The 13,391-nt window shown below is 37.9% G+C and carries 15 protein-coding genes; 1 reads left to right on the top strand and 14 read right to left on the bottom strand.

Annotated elements, in window-relative coordinates; all coding sequences use genetic code 11:
- Positions 1-44 precede the first annotated feature (44 nt).
- Positions 45-635 (top strand): ATP-dependent Clp endopeptidase proteolytic subunit ClpP, encoded by a 591-nt coding sequence (clpP, locus tag ACZLO7_RS04600; protein ID WP_427753092.1) that lies wholly within the window; start codon positions 45-47, stop codon positions 633-635.
- A gap of 59 nt (positions 636-694) precedes the next feature.
- Here the strand turns inward: clpP and ACZLO7_RS04595 are convergent.
- From ACZLO7_RS04595 to hisD, 14 genes are all read right to left on the bottom strand, one after another.
- Positions 695-2,052, bottom strand: a protein-coding gene (locus ACZLO7_RS04595) for an IS3 family transposase (protein WP_511261369.1) whose coding sequence is annotated in 2 segments (ribosomal slippage) — positions 695-1,599 and positions 1,599-2,052 — 1,359 coding nt in all. Because the reading frame shifts where the segments join, the coding sequence is not laid out codon by codon here.
- An 86-nt stretch (positions 2,053-2,138) separates the two neighbouring features.
- The gene (locus ACZLO7_RS04590) at positions 2,139-2,396 is read right to left on the bottom strand and encodes an HPr family phosphocarrier protein (protein ID WP_464938813.1); all 258 of its coding nucleotides are present in this window, start codon (positions 2,394-2,396) and stop codon (positions 2,139-2,141) included.
- Between the two features lie 58 nt (positions 2,397-2,454).
- The gene (gene whiA / locus ACZLO7_RS04585; protein ID WP_464938812.1) at positions 2,455-3,402 is read right to left on the bottom strand and encodes a DNA-binding protein WhiA; all 948 of its coding nucleotides are present in this window, start codon (positions 3,400-3,402) and stop codon (positions 2,455-2,457) included.
- 43 nt (positions 3,403-3,445) lie between these two features.
- Positions 3,446-4,426, bottom strand: a complete 981-nt coding sequence (gene mgfK / locus ACZLO7_RS04580; protein ID WP_464938811.1) for a gluconeogenesis morphogenetic factor MgfK — start codon at positions 4,424-4,426, stop codon at positions 3,446-3,448.
- Positions 4,427-4,430: 4 nt separating this feature from the next.
- Entirely contained in the window at positions 4,431-5,315 is an 885-nt protein-coding gene (rapZ, locus tag ACZLO7_RS04575) for an RNase adapter RapZ (RefSeq protein ID WP_464938825.1), read from the bottom strand.
- Complete coding sequence (locus tag ACZLO7_RS04570) at positions 5,315-5,791, bottom strand: NUDIX domain-containing protein (protein WP_464938810.1); 477 nt, start codon at positions 5,789-5,791, stop codon at positions 5,315-5,317. The genes rapZ and ACZLO7_RS04570 overlap by 1 nt, the downstream gene beginning before the upstream one ends.
- Positions 5,792-6,086: 295 nt before the next feature.
- Positions 6,087-7,031, bottom strand: a complete 945-nt coding sequence (gene trxB, locus ACZLO7_RS04565) for a thioredoxin-disulfide reductase (RefSeq protein WP_464938809.1) — start codon at positions 7,029-7,031, stop codon at positions 6,087-6,089.
- Positions 7,032-7,132: 101 nt separating this feature from the next.
- Positions 7,133-8,659 (bottom strand): tetratricopeptide repeat protein, encoded by a 1,527-nt coding sequence (locus ACZLO7_RS04560; RefSeq protein ID WP_464938808.1) that lies wholly within the window; start codon positions 8,657-8,659, stop codon positions 7,133-7,135.
- A 73-nt stretch (positions 8,660-8,732) separates the two neighbouring features.
- Positions 8,733-9,353, bottom strand: a complete 621-nt coding sequence (gene hisIE, locus ACZLO7_RS04555; protein WP_464938807.1) for a bifunctional phosphoribosyl-AMP cyclohydrolase/phosphoribosyl-ATP diphosphatase HisIE — start codon at positions 9,351-9,353, stop codon at positions 8,733-8,735.
- Positions 9,350-10,108 (bottom strand): imidazole glycerol phosphate synthase subunit HisF, encoded by a 759-nt coding sequence (hisF, locus tag ACZLO7_RS04550; protein WP_464938806.1) that lies wholly within the window; start codon positions 10,106-10,108, stop codon positions 9,350-9,352. The genes hisIE and hisF overlap by 4 nt, the downstream gene beginning before the upstream one ends.
- Entirely contained in the window at positions 10,108-10,845 is a 738-nt protein-coding gene (gene hisA / locus ACZLO7_RS04545; protein WP_464938805.1) for a 1-(5-phosphoribosyl)-5-[(5-phosphoribosylamino)methylideneamino]imidazole-4-carboxamide isomerase, read from the bottom strand. Before hisA ends, hisF begins: the two co-directional genes overlap by 1 nt.
- Complete coding sequence (gene hisH, locus ACZLO7_RS04540; protein ID WP_464938804.1) at positions 10,845-11,495, bottom strand: imidazole glycerol phosphate synthase subunit HisH; 651 nt, start codon at positions 11,493-11,495, stop codon at positions 10,845-10,847. Before hisH ends, hisA begins: the two co-directional genes overlap by 1 nt.
- The gene (hisB, locus tag ACZLO7_RS04535; protein WP_464938803.1) at positions 11,492-12,103 is read right to left on the bottom strand and encodes an imidazoleglycerol-phosphate dehydratase HisB; all 612 of its coding nucleotides are present in this window, start codon (positions 12,101-12,103) and stop codon (positions 11,492-11,494) included. Before hisB ends, hisH begins: the two co-directional genes overlap by 4 nt.
- Entirely contained in the window at positions 12,081-13,376 is a 1,296-nt protein-coding gene (gene hisD / locus ACZLO7_RS04530) for a histidinol dehydrogenase (RefSeq protein WP_464938802.1), read from the bottom strand. The genes hisB and hisD overlap by 23 nt, the downstream gene beginning before the upstream one ends.
- Positions 13,377-13,391 lie beyond the last annotated feature (15 nt).

Below are 13,391 nucleotides of genomic sequence, written 5' to 3'. Positions count from 1 at the left end.
TTTATACAGGAAAATTGAATTTACCTTTTAAGGAGGATATTCTTATGAACTTAATCCCTACAGTTATTGAACAGACAAACCGCGGTGAACGTGCTTATGACATTTACTCACGCTTATTGAAAGACCGTATTATTTTATTAGGTAGTGCTATCGATGACAACGTTGCAAACGCAATTGTTGCTCAACTACTATTCCTTGAAGCTGAAGATCCAGAGAAAGATATTTCTCTATACATCAACAGCCCTGGTGGTAGCATTACAGCTGGTATGGCAATCTACGATACTATGCAATTTATCAAACCAAATGTACAAACAATTTGTATCGGTATGGCTGCATCTATGGGTGCTTTCTTACTTGCTGCTGGTGAAAAAGGTAAACGCTTCGCATTACCAAACGCAGAAGTTATGATTCACCAACCACTTGGTGGTGCACAAGGTCAAGCGACTGAAATTGAAATTGCTGCAAAACGCATTTTATTCCTTCGCGAAAAACTAAACGGTATTTTAGCTGAACGTACAGGTCAACCAATTGAAGTTTTAGCAAGAGATACAGATCGCGATAATTTCATGACAGCTGAGCGTGCGAAAGAATACGGTTTAATCGATCAAATTTTTGAACGTAACGAAATTAAATAAACACCTAAAAACCGCCATTCTCACAAGTGATCTGACCCAAGAAAGTTAGACATATTTAGTTAAGCAGCTTCTAAGACCTGAGTTCGGTATTCCACCGGGCTTAGGTCTTTTAATTTTTCCTTCATTCGTTTGTGATTGTAATAGTGAATATAATCTGCGAGCTCCTGTTCAAAATGTGCCATGGATTCAAATTCTTGTAGGTAAAGGAGTTCAGATTTTAATAAGCCAAAGAAGTTTTCGATGACTGCGTTGTCCAAACAATTGCCCTTACGGGACATACTCTGCGTAATTCCATGTTGCTTTAATGTTCGTTGATACTTTTGCATTCGATAGTGCCAACCTTGGTCCGAATGAAGGATGACTTGATTACCTGATTGAAGGCGCTCCAATGCTTGTTCTAACATATCATGGACTAGTTTATACACTGGACGATTCATTACCGTGTAGGCAATGATTTCACCATTACACAAATCAAGTACCGGTGATAAATAGCGTTTCTCACCAAATAGATGGAACTCTGTCACGTCTGTTACCCATTTCTCGTTCATCTTCTCCGCTGTAAAATCACGTTGTAATATGTTTGGGGCAGTTTTCCCGACATTTCCTTTATACGAACGATATTTCTTCATACGGACTGCACATTTTATGCCAAGGGCATTCATCAAACAGTTAATCGTTTTAGGATCATGATGAAAGCCGTATTTTTTCAATTCTTTGGCAATCCGACGATAACCATAACGTCCCTTATGTTCATGGTAAATGGAATGAATTGCGACTTTTACATCCGCGTATTTATCAGTACGATTCAAACGCTTTTCCCAATAATAATACGTGCTACGTGGAATATCAGCGACTTTGATTAATTCCACTACTTCATAGATTTCCTTTAGTTCATAAATTACTTGCGCTTTGATTTGATTGGTAATTTTTCTTGCATTTGAACTAAAGCATTCAACTTTTTTAAGTACGCATTCTCCATTTCTAATTGTTTTATACGTGCCTCTAATGCCCCGACAGATCCTTTAGCTGATGTTGGTTTCGTTGTTCTTTTTGTTTCTTTTTTCATGGATGGACGCCCCTTTTTCTTAGAAACAAGGGCATCATAACCACCAAACTCAAACTTCCTTCGCCATTTTCGAATCATGCCAGGAGATGAAATGTTAAATAGTGCAGCTGCGTCAATTGAAGATGTACCTGTTTCGTTCATATAATTTAGTACATTCATTTTATATTCAGCGGAATATTTTGTATAGGACTTTAAGAAAGTCTCTACACCATTTTCTTTATAACGGCGAACCCATTCACTGACAACCCGTTTTGTGATTCCGATATCTTTCGCGATTTCACTCATGGATTCATATCCATTTAAGTATCGTTGAACTGCTTGAATACGTTGTTCAGCACTTACTTTTGTCATAAAAAACCCCCGTAAAAGTTAGAGTGGTGTCTAACTTTTACGGGGCAGTTCAAAGATGAGAATAGCGGTTTTTATATTTTATTCATTTAATCCGCAGATTGAATTAGTTTTACTAAGCCTTCTAATGCAAGTGCTTCATCAGCACCATCTGCAGTTAAAATAACTTTAGATCCTTTTGCAACAGCTAAACTCATAATACCCATAATACTTTTCGCATTTACTTTTTTATTATCTTTTGTCAAAAATACATCCGCAGAGTAGCGATTTGCTTCTTGTACAAACAGGGCTGCTTGCCTTGCCTGTAATCCTGATTTAAGTTTTACTTCTACTTGTTGTTCTGCCATTCGTTTTACTCCTCCTACTAATTACTTGTATATTCATGATCCGTGCATTTTCATTCCATTAAAGCTTCACTGCTTCACCTCGACGTAATGCTTCAGCAATATCGTCAATTTTACGAAGGCGATGATTGACACCTGATTTACTAACGCTACCTGCTGATACCATTTCACCAAGTTCTTTTAATGTTACTTCTTGATATTCCACACGTAATCGTGCAATCTCTCTAAGCTTCTCAGGTAGTTGATCAATACCAATACTATGATCGATATATCGGATATTTTCTACTTGGCGCACAGCTGCACCAATCGTTTTGTTTAAGTTGGCCGTTTCACAGTTCACAAGTCGATTCACACTATTTCTCATGTCACGTACAATGCGCACATCTTCAAACTTCATCATGGCCTGATGTGCACCTACTAAACTTAAAAAGTCCGAAATTTTCTCAGCCTCTTTTAAGTATGTGACAAATCCTTTTTTTCTTTCGATTGTTTTTGCATTTAAATCGAAATTATTCATTAAATCAGCAAGTGCCTCACCGTGCTCTTTGTACAATGAATACACCTCTAAGTGATACGCAGATGTTTCCGGATTATTAACGGAGCCACCAGCTAAAAATGCACCTCTTAAATATGAACGTTTACTATTTGTTGTATCTACTAACTCATCTGAGATTGTATGATTGAACAAAAAATTTCCAGAGACAATCTCTAAATCCTCCAAAATTTCTTTTGCACCTTCTCTAACACGACAGATATAAACATTATTCTTCTTTAAACGCATTTTCTTTCGAACAAGAAGCTCTACTCTATAACTATAAAACTTCTTCATAACTGTATAGATTCTTCGTGCAATTGCTGCATTTTCAGTTTGAATATCAAGACTAAGTTGACGATTTGCAAATGACAGAGAACCATTCATTCGAATGAGGGCAGATAATTCTGCTTTTAAGCCTGTATCGCCTGCTTCAACTTGCGTTAATTCTTTTTTTGTTTCTGAAGCAAATGACATATTAATCCCCCTCTCTATCATAATTTATATAAAATAACGGATTTTATATCATTTTTATATCATTATTTAAAGAATGTGCGTACTCAACTAACCATTCAGCAACCTTTGAGGCTTCATGTCGTACAACACCATCATGAATTGTAGCAATTTCTTTTTTCACGACTTGGATGCCCATTTGTTCTAATGCTTCAACATCAAAATAAACCGGCTCTGCTTCTTCTTCTTTATAAGCCGCTCGTACAGATGCAGGAACCTCTTCTTTATTAATTAGAATCGTTTCGATAAAAGGTTGCCCTACATGATCATTTAATGCTTGTACATGGTCCGATGCCGTGAAATTTTGTGTTTCCCCTGCTTGCGTCATGAGATTGCAAATATAGACTTTCTTTCCCTTAGCACTAATAATGGCCTTATGGATATCATCTACTAACAAGTTCGGTAAGATACTTGTGTATAAGCTTCCAGGACCTATAATAATAATATCTGCTTTTTTGATTGCGCTTACAGATTCTGGTAGCGGCTTCACATCCTCAGGCGACAAAAAGATCCTTTTGATGCCCGTATTGAATGTCGGGATTTTAGATTCACCTTTTACAATTGTACCATCAATTAGCTCAGCAAAAAGGGTAATTCTTTGATTTGCTGCTGGCAATACTTTACCATGCACATTTAAGACACGGCTCATTTCTCGTATCGCATGGGAAAAATCCCCTGTGATCTCCGTTAATGCAGTTAACATTAAATTTCCAAGTGAATGACCACTTAAATCATCCGATGCTGAAAATCGATATTGGAACATTTCTTCTACCAGAGGTTCAACTCCAGATAGTGCAGCAATGACATTACGAACATCACCTGGTGGCGGTATTTCATAGTCATCTCTTAATCTACCAGAGCTCCCTCCATCATCCGCTACCGTCACAATGGCGGTTATATCAATCGGAAACTTTTTCAAACCTCGTAAAAGAGTTGATAATCCAGTTCCTCCTCCAAGAATGACGACTCGCGCATTTCTTTTCCCCATAGAATTAGCCCTTTCTTTTCGCAATATCGCGATGCGTAATAACCGTTGGCACATCTTTATTCAAATAATCACCAAAATATTCGGCTAAAGTAACAGAGCGATGCTGCCCACCCGTGCAACCAAATGCAATAATGAGTTGTGTTTTACCCTCTTTTTTATAAAGAGGCACCATAAATTCAAATAAATCCGTCAGTTTTTTTATTAACGTCTGCGCTTCTTCATATTTTAGAACATACGATGATACGTCCTTCTCTAGTCCTGTTTTAGCCCGTAAACTTTCCACATAATAAGGATTTGGTAAAAAACGCACATCAAATACTAAGTCTGCGTCAATTGGGAGGCCATGCTTAAAGCCAAATGACATAACATTCACTGTAAATCTTCGAGAATTTACACCTGAAAATTGCGCAATAATTCGCTCACGCAACTCTCGAGGTTTCATACTTGATGTATTATATATAAATTGTGCTTTCTGTTTCACTTCAGCAAGTAATTCTCTTTCATGATGAATCCCTTCTAACGGCAATCCACCAGCAGGAGCAAGTGGATGTGAGCGACGTGTTTCTTTATAACGTCTCACCAGTGTTTCGTTATCTGCATCTAAAAACAAAATTTTTGTCGCTACTAAATCTTGTTTCTCGATTTGCTCTAATGCATCAATTAGTGACGAAAAGAAATCACCACCTCTTAAATCCATCACAGCTGCAATACGAGAAAATTCTTTTTTTGATTCTTTCATTAGAGTTAAAAAAGTGGGTAGTAATGCAGGAGGTAAGTTATCGATGCAGTAGAAACCTAAGTCTTCAAAACTTTGGATTACGACCGTTTTACCTGCTCCTGACATCCCTGTAATAATGATCAATTCATTAACCTGTTGAGTACTAGGCATCATACGCCATCTCCTTCAGTTGAAATTTGAATTGTTTCATTTAATAGTTCAAAGTCTTCTGTATAAGTAAAAGTACCATATTGCATGCCTTTTTCGTATACTGCAAACAATAGATTAGTACGATCTCCTTCAGCCATAGGCAAATGGTGCAAACTTTCAATTGGATGCCATTCTAGGACACCTTCAACTGTATCTTCATAAGGCGTGCCTTCTAAGCCCTCTGCAACAAAAGTAAAGAGCATCCACTCATTTACAATATCTTGATCATTCTTTATCACCATTGTATATATACCTTTTAGATGCGGGTTTAAAGGAGTTGTCCCCGTTTCTTCCCGGAATTCACGGTTAGCAGCTATATAGATAGACTCTCCACTCTCTATTTTACCACCCGGCGCAACATACCAGCCTCGTCGTGGTTTTTTCAGTAAAAGAATTTTGTTATCTTTTTTAACAATTAAATTTGCTATTCTCTGCACTCACGACACTCCAAATCATTGTAAACTTTTAATCATTATTATACATTGTAATCCATTAGCGTACAAAAATATGTACGCAAGGACAGTGATTTCACATGTTTTCACTAGACTAGTCCCTTTTTCAAAACTATATATCCATTATGTATAAAAAAAGAGGCTGCTTCTAACGGCAAAATACCGCGAAACAGCCTTACCAATATATCTATCTTAATAGGGGGTTATTGCACTTACAACTATACCCTTATTATATTGCAAATGAGTTACAGCTATGTTAAGAAGACGTTAAAATTAGCAATTAATTACTAATTTTTTCTTTCAACATTTCAATATAATGTTGTACTGCTTGAGCTGCAATACTACCATCACCAGTTGCAGTTACGATTTGACGTAATGTTTTTTCACGTACGTCACCAGCAGCGAAGATACCAGGAACAGTTGTTTCCATCTCTTCATTTGTTGGGATATATCCAGCTTCATTTAAGATTCCTAAGCCCTCAAATGGTTTTGTTAATGGTAACATTCCGATATAAATGAATACACCATCAGCAGCAAATTCTTGTTCAGTACCATCCACTGTAGAAACAAGCGTTACACTACCTACTTTACCGTTTTCTTCATTCACTTGTTTAACAGTATTGTTCCAGATAAAATCAATTTTATCATTTGCAAATGCACGATCTTGAATGATTTTTTGGGCACGTAATTTATCACGACGGTGAACAATTGTTACTTTTTCTGCAAAGCGCGTTAAGTAAATTCCTTCTTCAACAGCAGAGTCTCCTCCACCGACAACAACTAAGTTTTTATTTTTAAAGAATGCTCCGTCACATACTGCACAATAACTTACGCCACGGCCACCAAGTTCTTTTTCACCAGGTACGCCCATTTTTTTGTACTCAGCACCTGTAGTAATGATGATAGCACGAGTTTTAAATTCTTTTGAGCCTGCTTTAATTTTTTTATAATCTTCGCCATCTATAATTTCGGTAACATCGCCATAAGCGTATTCAGCACCAAATTTTTTCGCATGGTCGAACATTTTAGTAGATAATTCAGGTCCTAAAATAGAATCGAAACCTGGATAGTTTTCAACTTCTTCAGTATTAGCCATTTGTCCGCCTGGAATACCGCGTTCTAGCATTAATGTAGACAGGTTGGCACGAGATGTATAAACGGCAGCTGTCATTCCAGCTGGACCTGCTCCAATAATAACTACATCATAAATTTTTTCTTCTGACATATCTGTTCCTCCTAGATCTTATAAAGCATTTCATTATATTTAATATCCATGGTAGAGGATAACTGGTGTACGTTCAATAATTCTGCTTACCATTTCGACATTTACGCGTCAAACACAGGTAAAAAACGTATTAATTCGTTCACATATTTCGTTAAAGTAGCCGCTGTTACTCCATATGCTTCTGCAATTGATTTTTTAGTTACACTTTTCATACGTGAAGATTTATACATATAATCCGTTGCTGCTGCAAGTGCTTTTGGATTTTTAAAATGATAATTATCATCTAATGCTCTTTCGCATAATACGAACCACATTTGGAACAAAAATGTGGAAGGCATTGTAATAGGCATGGATTGCCTATATAAAATATCAGATGCTTCCATTGCTCTTAAAAACGGTACGATACTTTTATCCTGCGCATCAAATTCATGATCGAGTGCATAGGCTAGGAAGAGCTTTTCCATAGAAGAATATTCATCGACATCTATCCAACTAGGATGTGCAATAATTTCTTGTTTATGAATTGTTTTCCCTAATAAATAAAGACCAAACAATCGATCACTTCGATATTTACTTTCAAGCTTTTCAACGATATATTCGCGATTTTGCTCGATGGCATTTGGATTTGTCACACGGCTTTCATGTGCCCATGGTTCAAAGCCATCCTTATCAGGATCGATTTCTAATAATTTTTTCCAAGCACTTTTCCCAACAGCTTTTCTGCCTGAAAAATAAGCCGCATGCGATAACCAAAAGTAAAATCCAGGATCGCCTTCAAACCCACGTTTTTGCAAGCTACGTAGCCATTTATAAGCTTCCTCATAACGCCCAACAAGAGCCAGTGTAGCGCCTAATTTATATCGATGGTCAAATGAGTATGGCTGGATTTTCACTAACAACTCAAGAAGCTCGTCCAATTCTTCTTTATTTTTTTCGTAATAAGCCATAACCGTTAAATTACATAGCGCATGTAAATTACCAAAATTCCCTTTTAACACTTGATGTAATAAAGCTCTTGCTTGTTCAGCCTCTCCTAGATAAAAATAAGCAAGGGATAAATTATTATATGCTGCCCAGAAATCTGGGTTAGCTTGAATGATCTCTTCAAATTGCTCGATGGCCTCTTTAAAATTTCCCTCTTCCATCATACGGCGAGCCTTTTCTTGTAAATACACAACCTCTGAGTCTTGTGGTTCCTCAGCTGTTGGTTGCTCTTTCATTTGCTCAGAGAAGTCGATAATTTCAAGCGCTTCTTCAGCATAGACACCTTGTTGATCTAATTCTAGATAAAGCTTTGCGTATTTTCCAGCTTCATCTGACATACCAAGATGAGCAGAAACTTCAGCTAAAAACAATACAATCTCCGGCTCATCAGGGTCAATTACATGTGCTTTTCTTAATAGCTCTAAAGCATGATCATGCTGTTCGAGCTCCATTTTAATGACGCCATATTGCATTAATATAAGTGAATCATCAGGACTAAGTTCTGCTGCTCTTTGTAAGTATTTATGCGCCTTATCAAATTGCTCTCGATCTAACGCTTGTAATGCTTTATTATAATAAAAATTTCCATCTGGAATAAAAGATACGACATTTTCTCGCGGTTTTAGTTTACGTTTTTTTTCCAAAAAAATTCCTCCGAAAAAAATAAGGAACGTATAGAACGTCCCTTATACTCTAGTATCCTTCATTATAACATATTTAATGTTGCTCATGGCGCTTTTGAAGTACACCTAAAACTTCAAAGAAATCTAGTTTTTGCTCTTGTAATAGTACCAATAGATGATACATTAAATCCGCTGTCTCCCATTTTAACTCTTCCATATCGCGGTTTTTTGAAGCAATAACAACCTCTGTTGCTTCCTCACCGACTTTTTTACAAATTTTATCGACACCTTCATTAAATAGGTAAGTTGTATATGCACCCTCAGGCATTTCTTTTTCACGGTTTTGAATGACACTACGAAGTTCCGTAATAATATCTAAAGAACCCACATTTGCTGATTTTTCTTTAAGGATTTCCGTAAAGCAACTGGTCGTACCGATATGACATGCGGGTCCTACCGGTAAAACTTCTACAATTAGTGCATCTTGATCACAATCGGCACGAATAGCTATCACTTTTTGTGTGTTTCCACTTGTTTCTCCTTTATGCCATAACTCTTGACGAGAACGACTATAAAACCATGTTTCTCCTGTTGTTAAAGTTCTTTTTAAAGATTCTTTGTTCATGTATGCAACTGTTAATATTTCTTTCGTTTGTGCATCTTGTACTACCGTAGTAATCAAACCTTTTTCGTCAAATTGAAGGTTTTCTATCATCTCACGAACACTCCCTTTTGTCGCAATTCATTTTTCACTTCTGCGACACTTGTTTCTTTATAGTGAAATATAGAAGCCGCTAATGCAGCATCTGCATCTACTTGTTGTAAAACATCGTAAAAGTGTTCTGCATTTCCTGCACCACCACTAGCAATTAATGGTACATTGACTGCTTCACGGATTGCTTTTGTTAAGGGTAGATCAAAACCATTTTTCTCTCCATCTTGATCCATGCTTGTGACAAGTAATTCACCCGCGCCAAGTCTTACTGCTTCTTTCGCCCAAGCCACTGCTTGCCATTCTGTTTTGTTTCGACCTCCGTGCGTGTATACCATCCAAGTGCCTTCTTCTTCACTCCACTTAGCATCAATTGCCACAACGATACATTGTGCTCCGAAGTAATCTGAACCTTCTTTAATAAGCTCTGGACGTTGCAATGCAGACGAATTAACTGACACTTTATCTGCACCTGCACGCAGAAGTCGTTTCATATCTTCAAGTGTTCGAATACCGCCTCCAACTGTAAAAGGAATCGCTAAAGTAGATGCTGTTTGTCGTACCACATCAACCATCGTTTCACAACCTTCATGCGAAGCCGAAATATCTAAAAAAACAAGTTCATCTGCACCTTGTTCATTATAAAACTTAGCAAGCTCTACAGGATCACCAGCATCTCGTAATGAGACGAATTGGACACCTTTTACAACGCGACCTTCCTTAACATCAAGACATGGAATAATTCGTTTCGTAAGCATTATTCCGCCTCCTTAAGTGCCTCTGTTAATGTAAATCGACCTGCGTAAAGGGCTTTGCCAATAATAACGCCACTTACTGTTGAATGTTGTGCCGCCTCTTTCACTTGCTGAATATCTTCAAGTGAACTAATCCCACCAGATACGATAATTACAGCTTTTGTCGCTTCAGCAAGTTTTACATTAGCAGCAATGTTTGGACCGGCTAAAGTACCATCTGTTGCAATATCAGTGAAGATAAAATACTTTGCGCCAGCCTGTGCAAAGTATTGACCTACTTCAATAGCGGATTTGTTAGACGTTTCAAGCCAACCGTGTGTTGCTACCATGCCATCCTTTGCATCTAGCCCAATGACAATGCGTTCTGCCCCAAACTCTTTTATAAAGCTTGCGACTAGCTCCGGTTCACGAATTGCTAGACTACCAATTATCACGCGATCCACACCATTTTCAAGATAGAATCGGATATCCTCCTCAGAACGAATACCACCACCAATTTGTACTTTCAAAGGTAATTCTTTTGCAACACGTATTACTTCAGCTGCATGTGTACGCTCACCATCTTTTGCCCCGTCTAAATCGACCATATGTATAAAGCTTGCACCTGCATCTGCAAAGCTTTTTGCCATTTCAAATGGTGAGTTAGCATATACTATTTCTTGTGCGTAATCACCTTTAAATAAGCGTACGCATTTGCCACCTCTCATATCGATTGCTGGGAAAACTTGAATAGAACCCATTACACGACAACTCCTTTTTTCACACCATCTAACCATTGTTTCAATAATAGTACTCCGAATTCACTTGATTTTTCAGGATGAAATTGCATACCTGTAATTGAGCCTTTTTGTACAATACCGGGCACTTGTTCATCGCCATAATGAGCAAATGCAACTAAGTCTGCTTGATTCATATTAGTTGCGAAATATGAATGAACAAAATATACGAAACGATCACCTGTCATTTCATTTTCTTGTAACCATTCTGGACGTCTAGCAAATTGTAGTCCGTTCCATCCCATATGTGGTACTCGATAAGGTCTACCATCATCATTAATCCCACCAAAGCGCGCAATTTTCCCTGTGAAAATACCTAGTCCTTTGCCACCGCCATTTTCTGCGCTTTCTTGAAATAATAATTGCATACCTAAGCAAATACCTAGTAAAGGTTTATTACTTTTTTCTGACTCATTTATTAGTGAAACCAAATTCGTTTCTTGTAGTCTTTTCATAGCATCTTGGAAAGCACCAACCCCCGGTAAAATAAGGGCATCTGTTGCTAGTAGCTCTTCTTTATTAGTAGATACTAAAACCTCATAGCCTAAGCGCTTAATAGCCTGTTCAACGCTAAATAAATTCCCCATACCATAATCGATTATGCCAATTTTCATGTTAACAGCCCCTTAGTGGACGGTATACCTTTCACGCGTGGATCAATCGATACCGCATCATCAAGCGCTCTAGCTAATGCTTTGAAGATCGCTTCTATAATATGATGAGCATTGTGCCCATAAGGAACGATGACATGAACATTCATACGTGCCTCTAATGCAAATTTCCACAAAAATTCATGCACTAGCTCGGTATCAAAAGTACCAACTTTGTCTGTTGGGATTTCTACTCGGAATTCTAAGTGTGGACGGTTTGAACAATCAATGACAACTTGCGCTAATGCATCATCCATTGGCACAAATGCGTTACCGTAGCGCTTAATACCTTTTTTATCACCTAACGCTTCTTTAATTGCTTGACCTAAAACAATACCTAAATCCTCGGTTGTATGGTGGTCATCAATATATATATCACCATTTGCAGTAATAGAACCGTCAAATAAACCATGTTTCATAAACAGATCTAACATATGGTCCATAAAAGGAACACCAGTTGAAATAGTCGATTTCCCCTCACCATCTAAATTAATTTCTACTGCAATCTGAGTTTCATTTGTTTTTCGTTCAATTTTTGCAAAACGCTTGTTAGTCGCCTCCACTTGATTCATCTCCTTTATCCCAACCTCTAGACTCTACTGCTCTGGCATGAGCTTCTAATCCTTCTAGTCTTGCAAGTCTAGCTATTTTCGCCGAATTTTGTGCCCAAGTTTCTTTTGTATAATAAACAACGCTTGTTTTTTTTATAAAGTCATCAACATTTAAACCACTAGCAAAACGTGCTGTACTATTAGTCGGTAACACGTGATTTGTGCCTGCAAAATAATCTCCTACTGGCTCTGAACTATAGCGCCCGATAAAAATAGCGCCCGCATTTCGTATTTGCTCAGCAACAGCTTCAGCGTTGTTAGTAACAATTTCTAAATGCTCTGGTGCTAATTGATTGATAGCTTGCACAGCATCAGCGAGTGTCTCAGCTATATAAATACAGCCAAAGTTTTCGATTGCTTTACGTGCAATTGCTTTTCGCGGTAATGATGTTAACTGATTTTCAACTTCCTCCGCTACTTCTTTAGCAAGTCTTTTACTCGTTGTAATTAAAATCGCACTTGCCATCGGGTCATGCTCCGCTTGAGATAATAAGTCTGCTGCTATCTCATCTGCATATGCATTTTCATCTGCAATGATAGCAATTTCACTTGGTCCAGCAATCATATCAATAGCTACGTCCCCAAACACTTCACGTTTTGCTAATGCAACAAAAATATTGCCTGGTCCTGTAATTTTATCAACTGCATGAATAGATTCTGTACCGTAAGCAAGGGCACCAATTGCTTGTGCGCCGCCAATTTTATAAATTTCTGTTATTCCTAAAATAGACGCTGCGGTTAAAACAGCAGCTGGTAGCTTACCGTCTTTTCCTGGAGGTGATACTAAAACGATGCGTTCAACACCAGCTACTTGTGCTGGAATAACATTCATTAAAACAGATGAGGGATAAGCAGCTGAACCACCTGGTACATAAAGTCCAACAGCCGCTAACGCGGTAATACGTTGACCTAACCAAGAATTGTTTTCTAATTCTAGACGAAAACCTTGCCGTTTTTGCTTGTCATGGTATGCTCGAATATTCGTAGCAGCGTCTTTCAGATCTCCAATTAATTGGGCATCCATACTGCTAACTGCTTCAGTTATTTCTTCCGGCGACACGCGCAGTTCATTAAGCAAGACGCCGTCCCATTTGGCACTATATTCTTTGACAGCAGCATCACCATTTTGACGAACATTGACAAGTACTTCCCTAACTGTTTGTAATTGCTCCTCGTTGCCTCTCTCTAAAGGGCGTTGTAAGGATATATTATTTGTTAAGTCTTGAATCTTCATCGTTTGAACCTTCTC

This window comes from Viridibacillus sp. d25.2 (assembly GCF_055456015.2).
The sequence above is the reverse complement of the archived record's forward strand: the minus strand, read 5'-3'. Positions and strand labels throughout refer to the sequence as shown.

Coding starts and splice junctions, on each gene's coding strand:
- hisA (WP_464938805.1), bottom strand. CDS start 10,845: ATGGGTTCTATTCAAGTTTTCCCAGCAATCGATATGAGAGGTGGCAAA.
- hisIE (WP_464938807.1), bottom strand. CDS start 9,353: ATGATAGAAAACCTTCAATTTGACGAAAAAGGTTTGATTACTACGGTA.
- trxB (WP_464938809.1), bottom strand. CDS start 7,031: ATGTCAGAAGAAAAAATTTATGATGTAGTTATTATTGGAGCAGGTCCA.
- hisF (WP_464938806.1), bottom strand. CDS start 10,108: ATGCTTACGAAACGAATTATTCCATGTCTTGATGTTAAGGAAGGTCGC.
- mgfK (WP_464938811.1), bottom strand. CDS start 4,426: ATGGGGAAAAGAAATGCGCGAGTCGTCATTCTTGGAGGAGGAACTGGA.
- whiA (WP_464938812.1), bottom strand. CDS start 3,402: ATGTCATTTGCTTCAGAAACAAAAAAAGAATTAACGCAAGTTGAAGCA.
- hisD (WP_464938802.1), bottom strand. CDS start 13,376: ATGAAGATTCAAGACTTAACAAATAATATATCCTTACAACGCCCTTTA.
- hisH (WP_464938804.1), bottom strand. CDS start 11,495: ATGAAAATTGGCATAATCGATTATGGTATGGGGAATTTATTTAGCGTT.
- hisB (WP_464938803.1), bottom strand. CDS start 12,103: ATGAATCAAGTGGAGGCGACTAACAAGCGTTTTGCAAAAATTGAACGA.
- rapZ (WP_464938825.1), bottom strand. CDS start 5,315: ATGCCTAGTACTCAACAGGTTAATGAATTGATCATTATTACAGGGATG.
- ACZLO7_RS04590 (WP_464938813.1), bottom strand. CDS start 2,396: ATGGCAGAACAACAAGTAGAAGTAAAACTTAAATCAGGATTACAGGCA.
- clpP (WP_427753092.1), top strand. CDS start 45: ATGAACTTAATCCCTACAGTTATTGAACAGACAAACCGCGGTGAACGT.